Genomic DNA, 17790 nt, shown 5'->3' on the forward strand with positions numbered 1-17790 from the left:
CCCACCCGCACCCCCGCACCCCCGCACCGGGCGCGCCGATCCCGGCGCCCGCCCGACCCTTGTACCCCCGGAAAGCAGGCTCCAGTTCCATGCCCATGCGACGGACCCACTATCTCGCCGGCGGCCTCGCCGCCCTGGTCGCGAGCCTGGGAGCGGTCCCGCCCGCCCAGGCCGCGACCTCGATGCGCACGGTCTTCCCCGGCGAGTCCATCCAGAAGGCGGTCGACGCGGCCGCCCCAGGCAGCACCGTCCAGCTGATGTCCGGCACGTACCACGAGAGCGTGCTGATCACCCGTTCGGACATCACCCTGCGCGGGGTCGGTCCGTCGACCGTCCTCGTGCCTGACCCGGCGCAGACCGGGAACGCCTGCGCCACGGCGGGCCACGGCATCTGCGTGGCCGGCACGGACGCCCAGAAGGTGGACAACGTCCGGATCGGCTCGCTCACCGTGTCCGGCTACCGGAAGAACGGCATCGACGCCTCCAACACCGACCACCTGCGGATCGTCGACGTCGGCGCCTTCCACAACGGCAACCAGGGCATCAGCCAGGAGAAGTCGGTCCGGGCCACGCTGATCGGCAACGAGGCCGCCGACAACGTGCAGGCGGGCATCTTCCTGGCCAACTCGGTCGCCCACGAGGGCGGTGCCATCGACACGCAGGGCACCGTGATCCGCAGCAACCGGCTGTCCGGCAACCGGATCGGCGTCGTCGTCCGGCGCGCCCGGTCGCTGGCGGTGGACGCCAACGACATCAGCGGCAACTGCGGCGGTGTCTTCGTGGTCGGCGACGAGGGCTTGCCCAAGCCGAGCGCGGTCACCGTCAGCCGCAACCACGTCCACGAGAACAACAAGTACTGCCCGCCGAACCCGCGGCTGGCCTACATCCAGGGCACCGGCATCCTCTTCACCGGCGTCGAGGACTCCGTGGTGACCGGCAACCAGGTCGAGGGCAACCGCGGCGAGTCGCCGATGTCCGGCGGGGTGGTGCTCTTCCCGAGCATGGTCGGCACCGTCAACAACCGGATCACCGTCACCGGCAACGTCCTGGCCGACAACGGCCCCTCGGACCTCGCCGACCGCGACATCGGCACCGGCAACACCTTCACCCGCAACACCTGCAGCGTCTCCGAGCCGGCCGGCCGCTGCTGATCCTCCCCGCAGGACCGCAGACCCCCTCCCCCCTGGGCCTTCCGGCCCCCGTACGAAAGGCGGTTCCATGTCCGCCAGCACCCAGTCCCCGTCCCCGCCCGCGGTGATGCGCCTGCGCGAGCTCGTCTTCGGCGCCGCCTGCGCCGCGGCGATCCGCGCCGCGGCGCAGCTCGGTGTCGCCGACGCGCTCGGCGAGAGCCCGGCGGCCGTCCGCGACCTGGCCGCCGAGCTGAAGGTGGAGCCCAAGCCGCTGCGTCGGCTGATGCGGGCGCTCGCCAGCTACGGGATCTTCACGGAGACGGACGACGACCGCTTCGCGCACACCGACATGTCCCGGATGCTGCGCGAGGACGCCCCCAACAGCCTGCGCTACATCTCGCTGTGGTGCACCGAGCCCTGGACGTGGCAGGCCTGGCCCCGGCTGGACGAGGCCGTCCGCACCGGCCGGAACATCTTCCCGGAGATGTTCGGCAAGGAGTTCTTCCAGTACCTGCACGACGACGCCGGCGAGTCCGCGAAGGTCTTCGACAAGGCGATGAGCAGCTCCAGCCGGCAGTCCGCGGCCGACCTGGTGGCCTTCCTGGACAACCTGGAGGACGTCTCCACGGTGGTGGACATCGGCGGCGGCCAGGGCCTCGCGCTGGCCGGCCTGCTCGAGAAGCACCCCCACCTGCACGGGACGCTGCTCGACCTGCCGCAGGTGGTCGCGGACGCCGATCCGCGGCTGCGGCCGGGCGGCGCGCTGGCCGACCGGGCCCGTCTGGTGCCCGGCGACTGCCGGGTGGACATCCCAGTGCAGGCCGACCTCTACCTGATCAAGAACATCCTGGAGTGGGACGACGAGTCCACCCGCCGCACACTGGCCAACGTGGTGGGTGCGGCCCGCCCCGGCGCCCGGGTGGTGGTGGTCGAGAACCTGGTCGACGACAGCCCCTCGATGCGCTTCACCACCGCGATGGACCTGCTGCTGCTGCTCAACGTGGGCGGCGCCAAGCACACGCGGGAGAGCATGCTGGGCCTGATGTCCGAGGCCGGTCTGCGGGTCGACGAGGTCCGCCCGGTCAACCCGTACCTGCACGCCTTCGAGAGCGTCGTCGAGGGCTGACGCGCCCCTCCCCTCCCCCGAGGCCCGCCGGCACCCCGCCGGCGGGCCTCGGCGTGCGCCCACCGGCGGCCCCTGACTACGGGCGACCGGCGGACGCGGCAACGCCAGGGCGCCGGCCCGATGGTGATCGGCCGGCGCCCTGGCGTTCGCGGTGGATCAGCCCGAGGGCCGCTCCCACCGGTAGAACTCGCGCGCCATCGCGTCCTTCGGCTCCCGCCAGGTGGCCGGGTCGTACGCCTGGACGTGCGCGGTGAGCCGGTCGCTGACGAGCTGGAACTCGGGGTGCTTCACGTGCTGGGCGACCGACGGCCCGGGCGGCCGGTCCGCCTCGATGAGGTGCAGGTACAGGTCGCCGAACTGGAACAGGCTGCGGCCGGTGACCCCGATCAGGTGCGGCAGTTCACCGCGGTCGGAGTCGGCGAAGATGCCCGCGATGTCCTCGTCGGAGCCGGGCCGCATCCGGGCGACGATGAGCGAGCGGTACGACCCGCTCACCGCACGCCCGCCCGCAGCTCGACCTTCTCCTTGATGAGTTCCATCTGAATCCGCGAGTTGCGGTTGATGTGGTTGGTCATGCCGTGGTCGTCGACCGGCGCGGTGGGCTTCATCGCGAAGTCCTGGATCCAGCGCATCAGGGTGCCGCCGGGGTGCTCGGTGTACTCCCACCGGATGTTCATGAACTCGAAGGGGCCGGGCTCGACGCGGCGGGCCCGGACGGTCAGCTCCTTCCGATCGGTCTCCCGCTCGGAGACCCAGCTCCAGACGGTGCCGTTCTCGTCGGGGTGCATGGTCAGCCGGAAGGTCGTCTTCGGGCCCTCGCGGTCGAGCACCTCGACGGAGGCGTACTCGCTGAACAGCTGGGGCCAGCCCTCCAGGTCGTTGGTGACGTCCCAGACGAGGTCGAGGGGGGCGTTGATGAGGATCTCGTTGTCCGTGTGGCCGGGCATGGGGTCAGGCTCCCGTCGTGGCAGAGGCGTTGACGGCGTCGAGGAAGTCCTGGGGGGTCTTGGACATCTCCGCGCCGGGGGTGATGGGCGTGGCGTAGGTGTTCTCCAGCTCGCCGACGATGCCGAGCAGGGCGAGCGAGTCGACGCCGAACTCCTCGAAGGTCGCGCCGGGGCGCCCCAGGTCGAGCGGGTCGACGGCGATGCCGGCCCGGCCCTTGATCAGGGCGGCCAGCTCGTCGTGGGTGAGGACGTGGGTCATCGGTGTCTCCTGTGGGTCGGGGGCATCCGGCAGCCGGTCAGGACGGCCGGCCGGCACGCAGCACCAGGGCGGCGTTGGAGCCCATCAGTCCGCGGCTGAGCACCAGGGCGGTGCGCAGCTCCGCGGTGCGGCCGTAGCCGCAGACCAGGTCGAGGTCGTACGCCGTGCCGGTGACGTTCGGCGTGGGCGGGACGAAGCCCTGCTCCATGGCGAGCACGGCCGCCGCGGCGTCCAGCAGCGGGGCGCCGCAGTAGGCCCGTCCGGTGCCGGCCTTGGGTGCCGTGACGGGCACCCGGGCGGCGTGCTCGCCGAGCACGTCGGCGAGGGCCAGTGCCTCGGCGCGGTCGGCCTCCGGGACGCCGAGGGCGTCGGCGAAGACCACGTCGACCTCGTCGGGGGCGCAGCTGGCCTGCTCCAGGGCGGCGCGGATCGCGTGCGCGAGGCCCTCGCGGGACTCGGCCCAGCGCGACGCCCCGGTGAACGTGGCGGCGTGCCCGGCGAGTTCGGCCCGGATGCGGGCGCCGCGGCGGCGGGCGGCCCGTTCGTGCTCCAGGACGAACATGGCTCCGCCCTCGGCCGGGACGAACCCGTTCGCCTCCGGACTGAACGGCAGGTAGGCGGTGGCGGGGTCGTCGCCGAGGCTGAGCTCGGGGTAGCCGAGCTGGCAGACCATCGAGTACGGCGCCAGCGGTGCCTCCGCACCGCCGACCACGACCGCGTCGGCGCCCCTGGCTATGGTGCGCGCCGCGTGCGCCAGTGCGTCGAGGCCGCCGGCCTCGTCGCTGGCCACCACGGCGCAGGGCCCCTTGAAGCCGCCGCGGATGGAGATCTGGCCGGTGCTCGCGGCGTAGAACCAGGCGATCGACTGGTACGGGCCGACGAACCGGGGGCCCTGGCCCCACAGGTTCTGCAGCTCGCGCTGGCCGAACTCGCCGCCGCCCGAGCCGGCCGCGGTGACGACGCCGGTGGCGAACGGCGAGTTCTCGTCGGGCCTCAGCCGTGCGTCCTCCAGGGCGAGGTCGGCGGCGGCCATCGCGTAGTGGGTGAACCGGTCGGTCTGGACGAGGTAGCGGCCCTCGACGGCGGCCTCGGCGTCGAAGCCGCCGACCTGTCCGGCGACGCGCAGCGGCATCTGCCCGCAGCCCTCGCGGGTGATCGGGCCGAGCACGCTGGCGCCTTCACGGGTGGCCTTCCAGAAGTCGTCGGCGCCGACACCGTTGGGTGCGATCACCCCGATGCCGGTCACCACCGTCCGCCGGTCGGGCGGGTCGGACGTCATGTCCGTGCCCCCTCTCTGCTGAGCACGACCGCGGACTGGAAGCCACCGAAGCCGCTGCCGACCGAGAGCACGTGCCGCAGCGGCAGCTCCCGGGCGGTCTTGGGGACGTAGTCCAGGTCGCACTCCGGGTCCGGGGTCTCGTAGTTGGCGGTGGGCGGGACGACTCCGTGCTTCAACGCCAGGGCGCAGGCGACCAGTTCGATCGCGCCGATGGCGCCGAGCGAGTGCCCGACCATCGACTTGATGGAGCTCATCGGCGTCCCGTACGCGTGGGCTCCGAGCGAGCGCTTGACGGCGGCGGTCTCGTGCCGGTCGTTCTGCTTGGTGCCGGAGCCGTGCGCGTTGACGTAGTCGACGTCGGAGGCGTTCACCCGGGCGTGGTCGAGTGCCCGGTCGATGGCCTCCGACATCTCCCGGCCCTCCTGGGTGAGACCGGTCATGTGGTAGGCGTTGCCGAAGGTGGCGAAGCCGCCGAGTTCACAGATGATCCGGGCGCCGCGCCGCTTGGCGTGCTCGTACTCCTCCAGCAGCAGCACGGCGCCGCCCTCGCCGAGGACGAAGCCGTCGCGGGTGGCGTCGAACGGCCGGGAGGCGTGCTCCGGGTCGTCGTTGCGTGCCGAGGTCGCCTTGATCGCGTCGAAGCAGGCGACGGTGATCGGGGAGATCGGCGAGTCGGAGGCGCCGGCGATGCAGACGTCGACCCGCCCGTCCTCGACGGCCTGCAGGGCGTAGCCGACGGCGTCCAGCCCGGAGGTGCAGCCGGTGGAGACGGTCTGCACGGGGCCGTGGGCGCCGGTTCGCTCGGCGACCGCGGAGGCGAGCGTGGCGGGGGTGAACGCCCGCTGCAGGTGCGGGCCGGCGCCGTGGTGGTCGACGTCCCACCGGGCGCCGTTCGCACTGACGCCGACGTAGTCGTGCTCCAGCCGGGTGGTGCCGCCGACGGCGGTGCCGAGGGAGACGCCGATCCGCCAGGGGTCCTCGGCGCCGAGGTCGAGCCCGGCGTCGCGGACGGCTTCCGCGGAGGCGGCCAGCGCGAACTGGATGTACCGGTCCGAGCGGGCCACCTCCTCCGAGTCGAGGCCGGCCGCGTACGGGTCGAAGTCGCACTCGCCGGCGATCCGGGAACGGAATCCGGTCGGGTCGAAGAAGGTGATCCCGCGGGTCGCGGTGCGGCCGGCGGTGAGGAGGTCCCAGAAGGCGGGCACCCCCACGCCGCCGGGCGCGACGACACCGAGCCCGGTGACGACCACCCGCCGGGTCATGAGACGGCCTCGGCCGGTTCCGGCGGCGCCGGGGTCTCCTCGGTGTCGACGTGGCCGAGTTCGGGCCGCGGTGCGAGCGGGCCGAGGTGGAAGACCAGGCGGGCCTCGGTGGAGCCGACGTTGCGGAACCGGTGGCGCACGTTCATCGGGATCAGCAGGCCGTGGTCGGGGCTGAGCCGGAAGGGCTCGCCGTCGAGGTCGACCTCCAGTTCGCCCTTGACCACCAGCACGAACTCCTCGGAGTACGGGTGGTAGTGCTCGGCGATCCGGTCGCCGGCCTGCACGATCGCCATTCCCATGAAGCCGCTGGTCGCTCCCACCGTCGTCGGGGTGAGCATGGCGCGCAGGTCGCCGCCGCGTCGGGTGTTCGGCGGCGCGTCGTCGACGTGCACGATGCGTGGGAACTTGGTGGTCATGGTTGCTGCCTCCAGAAGGCTTTGCAGGGATGGGGGTCGGTGGCGGGCGGTCCGCCCCGGTGCCGGGACGCCGCTCAGGCGTCCTGGGAGGAGCGGTCGGTGACGGGCTGCATGGTGCAGTCGGTGAGGAAGCGGCCGATGCCCGAGGCCGTGCGCAGGTCGTGGTGCTCGTCCAGCTCCAGCAGGCGGGCCAGCACGCCGGCGGCGCGCGGGCCGGCGATGCCGAGAGCGGTCGGGGGGTCGGCGTCGGCCGGGCCGGCGAAGTCGATGACGCGGACGACCACGTCGTCGCGGTGGAAGATGGTGCTCGCGACGAGCGGCGAGCCCTCCTCGACCACCTGGCGGTCCTGACGGGCCAACAGGCCGACGACCGAGCTGCCGCATCCGGTCTTCACCGGGTAGCGCAGCGCGTACCGGCGGACGGGCGCGGTCGGCGCGTCGGGGGCGGCGACGCGGTGCACGGCGGGCAGCGCGGCGCGCATGAAGAAGGCGCGGGCGGACTCCGGGTTGCCGAGGTCGCGGGCCTCCTCCAGGTAGGGGTTGATGGCCTCTTCGACGGCCCGCACCTCGGGCTGCTGGGCGACGTGCCGCAGCGCGGCGCCGAGGTCGCCGGCCACCTCGACCGCCCGGACGACCCGGTTGCCCTGCATGAAGAGCGAGGTGCGCAGCAGCCGGGTGCGCTCGTCCACCTGCGCCTTGGGCGAGGTGTAGCCGGCGAGGATCCCGGCGACCTTCTTCTCCGTGCCGGGCTTCACCGTGAAGGTGAGGGCATGTCGGACGATGCCGTCGGAGACGGGCGCCGCGAAGTCGTAGGTGTGGTCGCCGGCGGTCTCCCGCATGATGCTGAACCGCAGCGAGCGGGTGTCGCGGACGCAGCCGTGAAGCGGCTTGACCATCTCGCGGTGGGCCTCGCTGTCGACCCAGGAGAGGAAGGGCTGGGCGCTCTCCCACTCGCTGGTGATCAGCCACTGGGAGGGGTCCTCGATGGACTGGCAGAGCTGGTCGCTGACGTGGCCGGGCACGGCGGCGACCTGGTGGCGCAGCTGCTCATAGGCCGTCAGGAACTTGTCCTGGGCGCCGTCCATGACGTCGCACATGAGGACGACGCGCAGGCGGGGGACCGCGAGGGCGGCAGGGTGGGCGTCGGTCACGGGTTCGGTGAGAGTCGTCATCATCACTCGTCTGCTCGAAGGGAGGTGTCGTCGCGCGGCCGCGGTGGATCGGCGGCCGGTGGCGGCGGGTGTGGGGGTCGGCCGGTGGCCCGCGGGGCGGGGGTCCGGCCGGTGCGGTCGCTTGCCCGGCCCGTCGTCGGCGACAGCGGGTCCGGACATGGTCCGGTCACGAGGACTGAGCTCGATCGTGGCGGTCCGTCACCGATCGTGCGAGGGCAGGAACCCATCCGAGCGAAAAGGCGCGGCCTTGGGCGCAACCGGCCGCGCGGGCACGGAGGAATGACAGGGACATTGGAGGCCGGGCCCTTCGAACGACTGGAGTCACAGATGAACCGAACCGCCGACGGCCGGCTGCCCGTCCTGATCGTGGGCGGCTCCCTGGTGGGGCTGTCCACCTCGCTGTTCCTGGGAAGGCTGGGGGTGCCCCACCTGTTGGTGGAGAAGCACGCGGCCACCTCGCACCATCCGCGCGGACGCGGCAACAACGTCCGCACGATGGAGCTGTTCCGGGTGGCGGGCGTGGAGTCCGCCGTCAAGGAGGCCGCCTCGGTGCTGGCGGAGAACCACGGCATCCTGCAGGCCGACACCCTCTCCGGCGACGACCAGGAGTGGCTGTTCAAGGAGATCGACCCGGGCGGCGCGCTGAAGAGGTTCAGCCCGACCGGCTGGTGCCTGTGCAGCCAGAACGACCTGGAGCCGGTGCTGCTCGAGTACGCCCGGCGGCTGACCGGCGAGATCCGGTTCGGGACGCGGCTGGTCTCCTTCGAGCAGGACGCCGACGGGGTGACGGCGCTGATCCGCAACCGGGAGACGGGCGAGGAGGAGACCGTCCGGGCGCAGTACCTGGTGGCTGCGGACGGCCCGCGCAGCCCGATCCGGGAGCAGCTCGGCATCGGCCAGACCGGGCCCGGCGACCTCTTCCACAACGTCAGCATCACCTTCCGCTCGAAGGGGCTCGCGGACGTGGTCGGCGAACGGCGGTTCATCGCCTGCTACCTGACCGACCCTCGGGGCGCGGGCGCGCTGCTGCCGGTCGACAACCGGGAGCACTGGGTGTTCCACGCGCCGTGGCACCCGGAGAACGGCGAGGCGCTGGAGGAGTTCACCGACGCGCGGTGCGCCGCCGCGATCCGCGCGGCGGCCGGGGTCCCGGAGCTCGACGTGGAGGTCACCGGCCGGGCACCGTGGCACGCGGCGCAGCGGGTGGCGGAGCGCTACTCGGTGGGCCGCGTATTCCTGGCGGGCGACTCGGCGCACGAGATGTCGCCGACGGGCGCGTTCGGGTCCAACACCGGCATCCAGGACGCGCACAACCTGGCGTGGAAGCTGGCGGCGGTGCTCGGCGGCTGGGCCGGACCGCGGCTGCTGGAGTCGTACGGGCGGGAGCGCCGGCCGGTCGCGGAGGCGACCGCCGCCCGGGCGACGGCCCGTTCGGCGGAGCACAAGCACCCGGGCTACGACGTGACGCCGGGCACCGGACGGCAGAACAACGTGCTGTCGGTCGTGCTGGGCTACCGGTACCCGCTGGGTGCGGTGGTCGGCGCCGACGCGGACGGCCCGGCGGTGCCGGAGAAGCTCGCGGCGGACGGTTCGCCGGGCAGCCGCGCACCGCACGTGTGGGTGCGGCGGGCCGGGGTGCGGGTCTCCACGCTGGACCTGTTCGAGACGGTGCCGGTGCTGCTCGCCGGGCCGGCGGCGGACGCCTGGCACGAGGCGGGCGAACTGGCCGCGAAGCGGCTCGGGGTCCCGCTGACGGGCTACCGGGTCGGCGCCGAGCTGGAGTTGGAGCCCGAGGAGGGCACCGACTGGGCCGGCACGTACGGCGTCGGGGACGACGGTGCGGTGCTGGTCCGCCCGGACGGCTTCGTGGCCTGGCGCTCCAACGGCCCGGTGGGCGACCCGGAGGCCGTACTGACCTCGGCCCTGCGCGAGGTGCTCGCTCTGGAGCGGTAGGCGGTCAGGGGGCGCGGGAAACCCCGCAATGTGCGCAGTTCCCCGCGCCCCTACGGGTTCGCCGTTCCCCGCGCCTCCACCGGCCGACCGCCTGCCTCGGCGTGCGGTCTGCGGCTGAGGGGGCTGGGCCACCACATGTGGCGGTCGAGGTCCATGGTGATGGCGGTGACGAGGACGGAGCGGACGACCAGGGTGTCGAGCAGGACGCCGAGGGCGACCGCGAACCCGATCTCGGCGAAGCCCACGATCGGCAGGGTGCCGAGGACGCCGAAGGTGGCCGCGAGGATCAGGCCGGCCGAGGTGATGACACCGCCGGTGGCGGCCAGGCCTGCGACCGCGCCGGCTCTGGTGCCGCGGTGCAGCGACTCCTCGCGGACCCTGGTCATCAGGAAGATGTTGTAGTCGATGCCCAGCGCCACCAGGAAGACGAAGACGAACAGTGGGAAGGCGTTGTCCTCGCCCTCGAAGTGGAAGCCGTGCGTGAAGACGAAGGCGCTGATGCCGAGCGCGGCGGTGTAGGAGAGCACCACGGTGCCGATCAGCACCAGCGGGGCGACCACGGCCCGCAGCAGGATCGCGAGCACGGCCAGTACCACGACCAGCACCAGCGGGATGATCATCCGGTTGTCGTTCCCCGCGGCGCGACCGGCGTCGAGCACGACCGCGGTGTTGCCGCCGACCTTGGCGTCGGCCTCCGGCAGGGCGTGCACGTTGGCCCGGACCCGGTCGACGGTGTCCTTGGCGGCCTGGCTGTCCGGCGGGTCGGTGAGGGTGGCCTGGAAGAGCGCCTGGCCGTTCTTGGCGACCACCGGGGTGGTGTCGGCGATGCCCTCGGTGGAGGTGGTGACGGCCCGGACGCGCTCCCCCGAGGCGGCGGTGCTCACGACGGTGAGCGGTGCTCCGGTGCCGCCGGGGAAGTGCTCGGCGAGCACCTCCTGGCCGACCACGGAGTTCGGCTTGCCGGTGAAGGTACCGGCGGTGGAGAGCCCGGTGGCGTTCAGTGCGAGCAGGCCGAGGCTGCAGACGGCGAGCGCCAGGGCGGTGCCCGTCCACACCTTGCGGGGGCGGCGGCCGATCCAGGCGCCGATGTGCGCCCAGCGGCCGGTCCTGGTGGGCTCCGGGGTGCCGTACGCGGGGCGGACCGGCCAGAACACCCAGCGGCCGACGATCACCAGGGCGGCCGGCAGCAGGGTGAGCATGGCGCCGAGCGCGACGAGGACGCCGATCGCGCAGACCGGGCCGAGGCCCCTGGTGGAGTTCATCTCGGCGACCAGCAGGCAGAGCATCGAGGCGACCACCGTGACCGAGCTGGCCAGGATGGCCGGGCCGGCCCGGTGCAGGGCGAACGCCATCGCCTCGTGTCGGTCCTCGTGGCGGCGCAGCTCCTCCCGGTAGCGGGCGGTGAGCAGCAGGGCGTAGTCGGTGCCGGCGCCGAGCACGAGGACGATCAGGATGCCGGCGCTCTGCGCGTTGACGGTGAGGCCCGCGTGGGCGGCCAGCACGTAGATGACGGCCTCGGCGACGATCAGGGCGGCCGCGGCGGAGAACAGCGGCAGCAGCCAGAGCACCGGGCTGCGGTAGGTGAGCAGCAGCAGCACGATCACCACGGTGACGGTGGCGAACAGCAGGGTGCTGTCGATTCCGGCGAAGGCCTCGGCCTGGTCGGCGCCGACGCCGGCCGGGCCGGTGACGTACGTGGTCATGCCGTCGCTGTTCTCGGCGGCGGTGGCGCGCAGGCTGTCGACGGCGGGCTGCAGGTCCTTCCAGCCGCCGGTGCCGATGTCGACGGGCACCACGGTCTGCATGGCCTTGCCGTCGGTGGAGACCTCCGGCCCGACCACCGGGCCGCGCACGTGCGGGGCGCCGGCGAAGGCCGTGGCGTCCTTGACTGCCTCGGCCTTGTTCGCCGGGGTGATGCCGCTGTCGTTCTGGTACACGACCACGGCCCGGGCGATGTCGACGGGGAAGAAGGCGCGCTGCTCGTCGAGCACCTGGGTGGACTCGGCGTTGCCGGGCAGCCAGCTGCTGGCCTCGTTGTTCTCGGCGTCGGTGAGCTTGCCGGCCAGCGGCACGGCGACGATCAGCAGCACCAGCCAGAACGCCAGCACCACCCACTTGGCGCGCCGGCCGCACGGCAGTGCGGCAAGCCTTGCGGACGGGCTCATCGGGTACCCCCTTGCGGGCCCTCGGCTGCTCCCTCGGCCGCTCCGGTACCCCCGTCCGGCGGGGCGCACGGCCTCTCCCAGCATGCCACCGGAGGGCCGCCGGTGACGGATCGGACGGCCGGTACCGGCCCGCCCGTGCCGGGCCGGCGAGGTCTATCGTGTGGCTCATGAGCTCACACTTCGACGTCGTGGTCCTGGGTGCCGGCCCGGGCGGCTACACCGCCGCGGTCCGGTCCGCGCAGCTCGGGCTTCGCACGGCGGTCATCGAGACCAAGTACTGGGGCGGCGTCTGCCTGAACGTCGGCTGCATCCCCTCGAAGGCGCTGCTCCGCAACGCCGAGCTGGCGCACATCTTCACCAAGGAGGCCAAGACCTTCGGCATCAAGGTCGAGGGCAGCGTCAGCTTCGACTACCGCGAGGCGTTCCTGCGCAGCCGCAAGGTCGCGGAGGGCCGGGTCGCCGGCATCCACTACCTGACGAAGAAGAACGGCATCACCGAGTTCGACGGCTGGGGCACCTTCGTCGACGACCACACCCTGCAGGTCTCGCTGACCGCGGGCGGCATCGAGACGGTGACGTTCGACCACTGCATCATCGCGGCGGGCGCCACCACCCGGCTGCTGCCGGGCACCTCGCTGAGCGACCGGGTGGTGACCTACGAGGAGCAGATCCTCAGCGACACCCTGCCGGAGAGCATCATCATCGCGGGCGCCGGCGCGATCGGCGTCGAGTTCGCGTACGTGCTGCACAACTACGGCGTGAAGGTGACGATCGTCGAGTTCCTGGACCGGATGGTGCCGCTGGAGGACGCCGAGGTCTCGGCGGAGCTGGCGAAGCGGTACAAGCGGCTCGGCGTCGAGGTGCTGACGTCGACCCGGGTCGACGCGATCGACGACTCCGACCCGAACGCCAAGGTGCGGGTGACCGTCACGCAGAACGGCGCGCAGAAGGTGCTGGAGGCCGACAAGGTGCTCCAGGCGATCGGCTTCGCACCGCGCACCCAGGGCTACGGCCTGGAGAACACGGGCGTGAAGCTGACCGAGCGCGGCGCGATCGCCGTGGACAGCCGCAGCCGCACCAACGTGCCGCACATCTACGCGATCGGCGACGTCACCGCCAAGCTGATGCTGGCGCACGCGGCCGAGTCGATGGGCGTCATCGCGGCGGAGACCATCGCCGGCGCGGAGACCATGGAGCTCGACTTCGTGATGATCCCGCGCGCCACGTACTGCCAGCCGCAGATCGCCAGCTTCGGCTGGACGGAGGCGCAGGCCCGCGAGCAGGGCTACGACGTCAAGGTGGTGAAGTTCCCCTTCACCGCGAACGGCAAGGCGCACGGCCTCGGCGACGCGGCCGGCTTCGTCAAGCTGATCAGCGACCAGAAGCACGGCGAGCTGCTCGGCGCCCACCTGATCGGGCCCGAGGTCACCGAGCTGCTGCCGGAGCTGACCCTGGCCCAGCAGTGGGACCTGACGGTGCACGAGGTCGCCCGCAACGTGCACGCCCACCCGACGCTGGGCGAGGCGGTCAAGGAGGCCGTGCACGGCCTTGCCGGGCACATGATCAACTTCTGATCGACCGCCGCGGCACTCTCCACGGCCGGCGGTGACGGCCCACCGGGCCGCCACCGCCGGCCGCTGCGCAGGCCCGTACGCTGGGCCCGGACGGGTGCCGGCGGCGCCCGCGGGACACGGGGGTGCGCGACGTGGTCGAGGAACGGGGTCCGAGCGCGGGCGAGCTGATCGGGCTGCTGGCCGACCCGGGCGGCTTCCACTGCTGGGACGAACCGGTGGCGCACCCGGGCGCCGACGACGCGTACACCGCGTCCCTGGCGAAGGCCGCCGCCCGCACCGGCCTGGACGAGGCCGTCACCACCGGCCGGGCGCTGGTCGACGGCGTGCCGGTGGCGCTGATCGCCTCCGAGTTCGGCTTCCTCGGCGGCTCGATCGGCGTGGCCACCGCCGAACGGATCACCCGCGCGGTGGAGCGTGCCACCGCCGAACGCCTGCCGGTGCTCGCCCTGCCGGTCTCCGGCGGCACCCGGATGCAGGAGGGCTCGGCCGCCTTCCTCTGCATGGTCCGGGTCACCGCCGCCGTCCAGGCCCACCAGGCCGCCGGCCTGCCGTACCTCACCTATCTGCGCAACCCCACCATGGGCGGGGTGTTCGCCTCCTGGGGCACGCTCGGCCACGTCGTCGCGGCGGAGCCCGGCGCCCGCCTCGGTTTCCTCGGCCCGCGGGTGTACGAGGAACTGCGCGGGGTCCGGCTGCCGCCCGGCGTGCAGCGGTCCGAGACGCTGGCCGCCCGCGGCCTGGTCGACGCCGTACTGCCGCCGGAGCAGCTGCGCGGCCACCTGCTGCGGGTGCTGTCCGTGCTCGGTGCCGCGCCCGTGCCGCAGCCCCAGCCGCCGAGCGGGCCGCCGGCCGGCGCCACGGCGGACGCCTGGGACTCCGTCCGGCGCACCCGCCGCCCGGACCGGCCCGGCACCCGAGAGCTGCTGGACGCCGCCGCCGACGAATTCGTCCTGCTGGGCGCGCCCGGCGGCGAGGGCGGCGCGCTGGTGCGGGCACTCGCCGTGTTCGGCGGCAGCCCCGCCGTCGTGGTCGGCCAGCAGCGCGGCGGCGACCGCCCGTTCACCGCCGCCGATCTGCGGGCCGTCCGGCGCACCGCGCGCACCGCCCAGCAGCTCGGGCTGCCGCTGGTCACGGTCGTCGACACCGCCGGTGCCGAGCTCTCCGTGCAGGCCGAACTCGACGGCATCGCCGTCGAGATCGCGCACTGCCTCAGCACCCTCACCGCGCTGCGCACCCCGGTGCTCGCGGTGCTGCTCGGCCAGGGCTCCGGCGGCGGCGCGCTCGCGCTGCTGCCCGCGGACCGGGTGATCGCGGCCGAGCACGCCTGGCTCGCCCCGCTGCCGCCCGAGGGCGCCTCCGCGATCGTCCACCGGGACGGCGAGCACGCCGCCGAGCTGGCCCGGGGCCAGGGGATCGGCGCCTACGACCTGGCCGCGGTCGGCCTGGTCGACGAGGTCGTCCCCGAACACCCTGACGCGGCCGACGAACCCGCGCCGTTCGGCGCCAGGGTCGGGCAGGCCGTCGCGCTGGCACTGGGATCGCTGGCCGCCCTCCCCGTCGAGCAGCGGCTCGCGGCGCGGGCGGCCCGGAACCGGCGACTGGGCGACCGGCGGGAGGGCTGAGACCGGGCCCGGGGACTCAGGCCCGCGTCAGAGCAGGCCGCCGACCGCCGCGACCGCCTTGGAGGCGGAGGCCGCGCCCTCGAGTTCGCCCACCACGCCGTGCAGGTCCTTGATCCGCTTCTCGGCGTGCGCCTGGAAGGCGTCCGCGGCGGCGCCCGTCCAGTGCACCGAGTGGCGGGCACGCTCCAGCTCCTGGGCGATCTTGCTCACTTCGTTGGCGAGCGCCTCCAGCTCGCCCGCCAGCTCGGCGAGCTCCGCGTCCGCCAGCAGCCGGCCGATGCCGTCCAGGATTCCCATCGTCAACCCCCGTCGTCGAGACACGTCCTGTCTCCGGATCAGCTTATCCGCCCGTCGGACCGGACAGGAGTTCGCCCGGCTCGCCGCTGAACACCACCCGCCCCCGCCGCAGCACGTGCACCACGGCCGCCCCCGCGAGGGTCGCCGGCAGCGACTGGGCGGCCAGCACCACGGTGCCGCCCTCGGCCGCGGACTTCAGCAACAACCGGTGCAACCGGGCCGCCACCGCCGGGGCGAGTCCGCGGTCCGGCTCGTCCAGCAACAGCAACCGCGGACGCGCCAGCAGCGCCCGGCCGAGCGCCACCATCTGCTGCTGGCCGCCCGACAGGGTGCCCGCCCGGCGCGGCAGCAGCGGACGCAGCTCGGGGAACCACTCCCCGATGCCGGCCACGTCCTCGGCGGCCCTCGCGCCGAGGTTCTCGGCGACGGTGAGCGACGGGAAGACCGCCTGCTCGGCCGGGACCAGGGCGAGGCCCGAGCGGGCCCGGCGGAACGCCGAGAGGCCGGTGACGTCCCGGCCCGCCCAGAACACCCGCCCCGCGGCCGGCCGGACCACGCCGGCCAGGGCGTGCAGAGCGGTCGTCCGCCCGGCGCCGTTGCGGCCGAGCAGCACCGTCACCCGGCCCGCCGGGCAGGCCAGGTCCACGCCGTGCAGGGCCTCCAGCAACCCGTACCGGACGCGGACCCCGCGCAGCTCCGCCTCGACGGTCACGGCTCCGCCCCCGCCGCCTCGCCCCACGCCCCGGCCACCCGCGGATCCGCCAGGACGGCGGCGGTCGGGCCGTTCAGCAGGACCCTCCCCTGGGCCATCACGCAGACCGTGTCGGCGAGCCGCGCCACCAGTTCGACGTCGTGCTCGACCAGCAGCAGCGCCACCCCCTCGGCGGCGAGCGCCCGGAGCACCGAGCCGAGCCGGGCGGTCTGCGCCAGGTCGAGGCCGGCGGCCGGCTCGTCCAGCAGCAGGACCCGGGGCGACGCCGCCAGCGCACGGGCCAGCTCCAGCAGGCGCAGGGCACCGGTCGGCAGCCGGTCCGCGGGCCAGTCCCGGACGGCGTCCAGGCCGAACAGCCGCAGCGCCCGGTCGGTGGCCTCGCGGGCGGCCGGGGCACCGGGGGCGGGCAGGCCGAGCAGACCGCGGACCGTCCCGCCGCGGCCCTGTTCGGCGCCGAGACGGGCGTTCTCGCCGACCGTCAGGCCGGGAAAGACGGCGATCTGCTGGAAGGTACGGGCGAGACCCAGGCGGGCCCTCGCGTGGTCCGGCAGGCGGGTGACGTCGCGGCCGGCCAGCAGGACGCGGCCGGCGTCCGGGCGGGCGGCACCGCTCAGGCAGTCGAACAGGGTGCTCTTGCCGGCGCCGTTCGGGCCGACCAGGGCGGTGATCCGACCGGGCGGCACCTCCAGGTCGACACCGTCGACGGCGGCGATGCCGCCGAAGCGGCGGACCAGGCCGCGGGCGGTGAGGCCGGGGGTCCCGGACGCGGGGGCTTCGGGGGCGGTGCTCATCGCGGGGTCCGGGGGTGCGGGTGGCAGTGGGCGGGAGGGTGCCGGTGGTGCCCTGCCGCAGCGCGCAGGCCCCCGCGCCCCCGCTCGGCCATCGCCACCGGCGCAGGCTGAACCCGACCCGGGACGCGCAGTTCCCCGCGCCGCCGAAGGTGCACCAACAGCGGACGGACGACGCCGGGACGGGGAACGGGCAGACGGGCCACGTGCCGGTGGTGGCCTGCCGCAGCGCGCAGGCCCCCGCGCCCCCGCTCGGCCACCGCCGCCGGCGCAGACCGGACCCGACCCGGGATGGGCAGCCCCAGGGAGTGCGCGTGGCCGGCGGGGGCAGCGTGCGGGGTCATCGTGGGGGGTCCGTGAGGTGGTGGCGGACGGATTCGCCGAGGGGGTGAGGGGGGCCTGCGCGCTGCGGCAGGCCACCACCGGCACGTGGCCCGTCTGCCCGTTCCCCGTCCCGGCGTCGTCCGTCCGCTGTTGGTGCACCTTCGGCGGCGCGGGGAACTGCGCGTCCCGGGTCGGGTTCAGCCTGCGCCGGTGGCGATGGCCGAGCGGGGGCGCGGGGGCCTGCGCGCTGCGGCAGGGCACCACCGGCACCCTCCCGCCCACTGCCACCCGCACCCCCGGACCCCGCGATGAGCACCGCCCCCGAAGCCCCCGCGTCCGGGACCCCCGGCCTCACCGCCCGCGGCCTGGTCCGCCGCTTCGGCGGCATCGCCGCCGTCGACGGTGTCGACCTGGAGGTGCCGCCCGGTCGGATCACCGCCCTGGTCGGCCCGAACGGCGCCGGCAAGAGCACCCTGTTCGACTGCCTGAGCGGTGCCGCCCGCCCGGACGCCGGCCGCGTCCTGCTGGCCGGCCGCGACGTCACCCGCCTGCCGGACCACGCGAGGGCCCGCCTGGGTCTCGCCCGTACCTTCCAGCAGATCGCCGTCTTTCCCGGCCTGACGGTCGGCGAGAACGCCCGTCTCGGCGCCGAACAGGGCCGCGGCGGGACGGTCCGCGGTCTGCTCGGCCTGCCCGCCCCCGGTGCCCCGGCCGCCCGCGAGGCCACCGACCGGGCGCTGCGGCTGTTCGGCCTGGACGCCGTC

The 17790-nt window shown here is 74.1% G+C and carries 17 protein-coding genes; 6 read left to right on the forward strand and 11 right to left on the reverse strand.

Annotated elements, in window-relative coordinates; all coding sequences use genetic code 11:
* Nucleotides 1–89 precede the first annotated feature (89 nt).
* Both KSNIM_RS08420 and KSNIM_RS08425 read left to right on the forward strand, forming a co-directional pair.
* On the forward strand, nucleotides 90–1151 hold the full coding sequence (locus KSNIM_RS08420; protein ID WP_317634000.1) for a nitrous oxide reductase family maturation protein NosD: 1062 nt from the start codon (nucleotides 90–92) through the stop codon (nucleotides 1149–1151).
* A 67-nt stretch (nucleotides 1152–1218) separates the two neighbouring features.
* Nucleotides 1219–2256 carry a methyltransferase gene (locus tag KSNIM_RS08425; protein WP_263102598.1) on the forward strand — a complete coding sequence of 346 codons (1038 nt, stop codon included), beginning with the start codon at nucleotides 1219–1221 and terminating at the stop codon, nucleotides 2254–2256.
* Nucleotides 2257–2412: 156 nt separating this feature from the next.
* Here the strand turns inward: KSNIM_RS08425 and KSNIM_RS08430 are convergent, their stop codons facing one another.
* The 7 genes from KSNIM_RS08430 to KSNIM_RS08460 form a co-directional block, all read right to left on the reverse strand.
* Nucleotides 2413–2751 carry a TcmI family type II polyketide cyclase gene (locus tag KSNIM_RS08430; RefSeq protein WP_263102599.1) on the reverse strand — a complete coding sequence of 113 codons (339 nt, stop codon included), beginning with the start codon at nucleotides 2749–2751 and terminating at the stop codon, nucleotides 2413–2415.
* Entirely contained in the window at nucleotides 2748–3203 is a 456-nt protein-coding gene (locus KSNIM_RS08435; RefSeq protein ID WP_263102600.1) for an SRPBCC family protein, read from the reverse strand. Before KSNIM_RS08435 ends, KSNIM_RS08430 begins: the two co-directional genes overlap by 4 nt.
* Before the next feature lie 4 nt (nucleotides 3204–3207).
* Entirely contained in the window at nucleotides 3208–3462 is a 255-nt protein-coding gene (locus KSNIM_RS08440) for an acyl carrier protein (protein ID WP_263102601.1), read from the reverse strand.
* 37 nt (nucleotides 3463–3499) lie between these two features.
* Nucleotides 3500–4741, reverse strand: a complete 1242-nt coding sequence (locus KSNIM_RS08445; RefSeq protein WP_263102602.1) for a beta-ketoacyl synthase N-terminal-like domain-containing protein — start codon at nucleotides 4739–4741, stop codon at nucleotides 3500–3502.
* A complete protein-coding gene (locus KSNIM_RS08450; RefSeq protein ID WP_263102603.1) occupies nucleotides 4738–6003 on the reverse strand; it encodes a beta-ketoacyl-[acyl-carrier-protein] synthase family protein in 1266 nt (421 codons plus the stop codon). The genes KSNIM_RS08445 and KSNIM_RS08450 overlap by 4 nt, the downstream gene beginning before the upstream one ends.
* Entirely contained in the window at nucleotides 6000–6419 is a 420-nt protein-coding gene (locus KSNIM_RS08455) for a cupin domain-containing protein (RefSeq protein ID WP_030265086.1), read from the reverse strand. The genes KSNIM_RS08450 and KSNIM_RS08455 overlap by 4 nt, the downstream gene beginning before the upstream one ends.
* A 74-nt stretch (nucleotides 6420–6493) precedes the next feature.
* On the reverse strand, nucleotides 6494–7591 hold the full coding sequence (locus KSNIM_RS08460) for a SchA/CurD-like domain-containing protein (RefSeq protein WP_263107871.1): 1098 nt from the start codon (nucleotides 7589–7591) through the stop codon (nucleotides 6494–6496).
* 327 nt (nucleotides 7592–7918) lie between these two features.
* Between KSNIM_RS08460 and KSNIM_RS08465 the strand changes: the two genes are divergently transcribed.
* The gene (locus tag KSNIM_RS08465; RefSeq protein WP_263102604.1) at nucleotides 7919–9544 is read left to right on the forward strand and encodes an FAD-dependent oxidoreductase; all 1626 of its coding nucleotides are present in this window, start codon (nucleotides 7919–7921) and stop codon (nucleotides 9542–9544) included.
* A gap of 50 nt (nucleotides 9545–9594) precedes the next feature.
* Here the strand turns inward: KSNIM_RS08465 and KSNIM_RS08470 are convergent, their stop codons facing one another.
* Complete coding sequence (locus KSNIM_RS08470) at nucleotides 9595–11709, reverse strand: MMPL family transporter (protein WP_263102605.1); 2115 nt, start codon at nucleotides 11707–11709, stop codon at nucleotides 9595–9597.
* Between the two features lie 167 nt (nucleotides 11710–11876).
* Here KSNIM_RS08470 and lpdA point away from each other — a divergent pair, with 167 nt between their 5' ends.
* Nucleotides 11877–13283 (forward strand): dihydrolipoyl dehydrogenase, encoded by a 1407-nt coding sequence (gene lpdA / locus KSNIM_RS08475; RefSeq protein WP_263102606.1) that lies wholly within the window; start codon nucleotides 11877–11879, stop codon nucleotides 13281–13283.
* A 131-nt stretch (nucleotides 13284–13414) separates the two neighbouring features.
* Nucleotides 13415–14905: an acetyl-CoA carboxylase carboxyltransferase subunit alpha/beta gene (locus KSNIM_RS08480; protein WP_263102607.1), complete on the forward strand. Its 1491-nt coding sequence runs from the start codon at nucleotides 13415–13417 to the stop codon at nucleotides 14903–14905.
* Between the two features lie 27 nt (nucleotides 14906–14932).
* Here KSNIM_RS08480 and KSNIM_RS08485 read toward each other — a convergent pair whose 3' ends face one another.
* The 3 genes from KSNIM_RS08485 to KSNIM_RS08495 are packed head-to-tail and all read right to left on the reverse strand — an operon-like array spanning nucleotide 14933 to nucleotide 16705.
* Entirely contained in the window at nucleotides 14933–15202 is a 270-nt protein-coding gene (locus KSNIM_RS08485) for a hypothetical protein (RefSeq protein ID WP_263102608.1), read from the reverse strand.
* Between the two features lie 43 nt (nucleotides 15203–15245).
* Nucleotides 15246–15914 (reverse strand): ATP-binding cassette domain-containing protein, encoded by a 669-nt coding sequence (locus KSNIM_RS08490; protein ID WP_263102609.1) that lies wholly within the window; start codon nucleotides 15912–15914, stop codon nucleotides 15246–15248.
* A complete protein-coding gene (locus tag KSNIM_RS08495) occupies nucleotides 15911–16705 on the reverse strand; it encodes an ABC transporter ATP-binding protein (protein WP_411543676.1) in 795 nt (264 codons plus the stop codon). Before KSNIM_RS08495 ends, KSNIM_RS08490 begins: the two co-directional genes overlap by 4 nt.
* A 629-nt stretch (nucleotides 16706–17334) precedes the next feature.
* On the opposite strand from KSNIM_RS08495, the gene KSNIM_RS08500 reads away from it, so the two are divergent.
* Nucleotides 17335–17790, forward strand: a 456-nt coding sequence (locus tag KSNIM_RS08500) for an ATP-binding cassette domain-containing protein (protein WP_263102610.1), incomplete at its 3' end; no start/stop codon positions are given.

It is taken from the genome of Kitasatospora sp. DSM 101779, from assembly GCF_025655475.1.
In the GTDB taxonomy this organism is placed as follows: Bacteria; Actinomycetota; Actinomycetes; order Streptomycetales; family Streptomycetaceae; genus Kitasatospora.

What these genes read in the sequence shown, in the direction of transcription:
- KSNIM_RS08420 (WP_317634000.1), top strand. Translation starts at nt 90, where the DNA reads ATGCCCATGCGACGGACCCACTATCTCGCCGGCGGCCTCGCCGCCCTG.
- KSNIM_RS08425 (WP_263102598.1), top strand. Translation starts at nt 1,219, where the DNA reads ATGTCCGCCAGCACCCAGTCCCCGTCCCCGCCCGCGGTGATGCGCCTG.
- KSNIM_RS08435 (WP_263102600.1), bottom strand. Translation starts at nt 3,203, where the DNA reads ATGCCCGGCCACACGGACAACGAGATCCTCATCAACGCCCCCCTCGAC.
- KSNIM_RS08440 (WP_263102601.1), bottom strand. Translation starts at nt 3,462, where the DNA reads ATGACCCACGTCCTCACCCACGACGAGCTGGCCGCCCTGATCAAGGGC.
- KSNIM_RS08445 (WP_263102602.1), bottom strand. Translation starts at nt 4,741, where the DNA reads ATGACGTCCGACCCGCCCGACCGGCGGACGGTGGTGACCGGCATCGGG.
- KSNIM_RS08450 (WP_263102603.1), bottom strand. Translation starts at nt 6,003, where the DNA reads ATGACCCGGCGGGTGGTCGTCACCGGGCTCGGTGTCGTCGCGCCCGGC.
- KSNIM_RS08455 (WP_030265086.1), bottom strand. Translation starts at nt 6,419, where the DNA reads ATGACCACCAAGTTCCCACGCATCGTGCACGTCGACGACGCGCCGCCG.
- KSNIM_RS08460 (WP_263107871.1), bottom strand. Translation starts at nt 7,591, where the DNA reads ATGACGACTCTCACCGAACCCGTGACCGACGCCCACCCTGCCGCCCTC.
- KSNIM_RS08465 (WP_263102604.1), top strand. Translation starts at nt 7,919, where the DNA reads ATGAACCGAACCGCCGACGGCCGGCTGCCCGTCCTGATCGTGGGCGGC.
- KSNIM_RS08470 (WP_263102605.1), bottom strand. Translation starts at nt 11,709, where the DNA reads ATGAGCCCGTCCGCAAGGCTTGCCGCACTGCCGTGCGGCCGGCGCGCC.
- lpdA (WP_263102606.1), top strand. Translation starts at nt 11,877, where the DNA reads ATGAGCTCACACTTCGACGTCGTGGTCCTGGGTGCCGGCCCGGGCGGC.
- KSNIM_RS08485 (WP_263102608.1), bottom strand. Translation starts at nt 15,202, where the DNA reads ATGGGAATCCTGGACGGCATCGGCCGGCTGCTGGCGGACGCGGAGCTC.
- KSNIM_RS08495 (WP_411543676.1), bottom strand. Translation starts at nt 16,705, where the DNA reads ATGAGCACCGCCCCCGAAGCCCCCGCGTCCGGGACCCCCGGCCTCACC.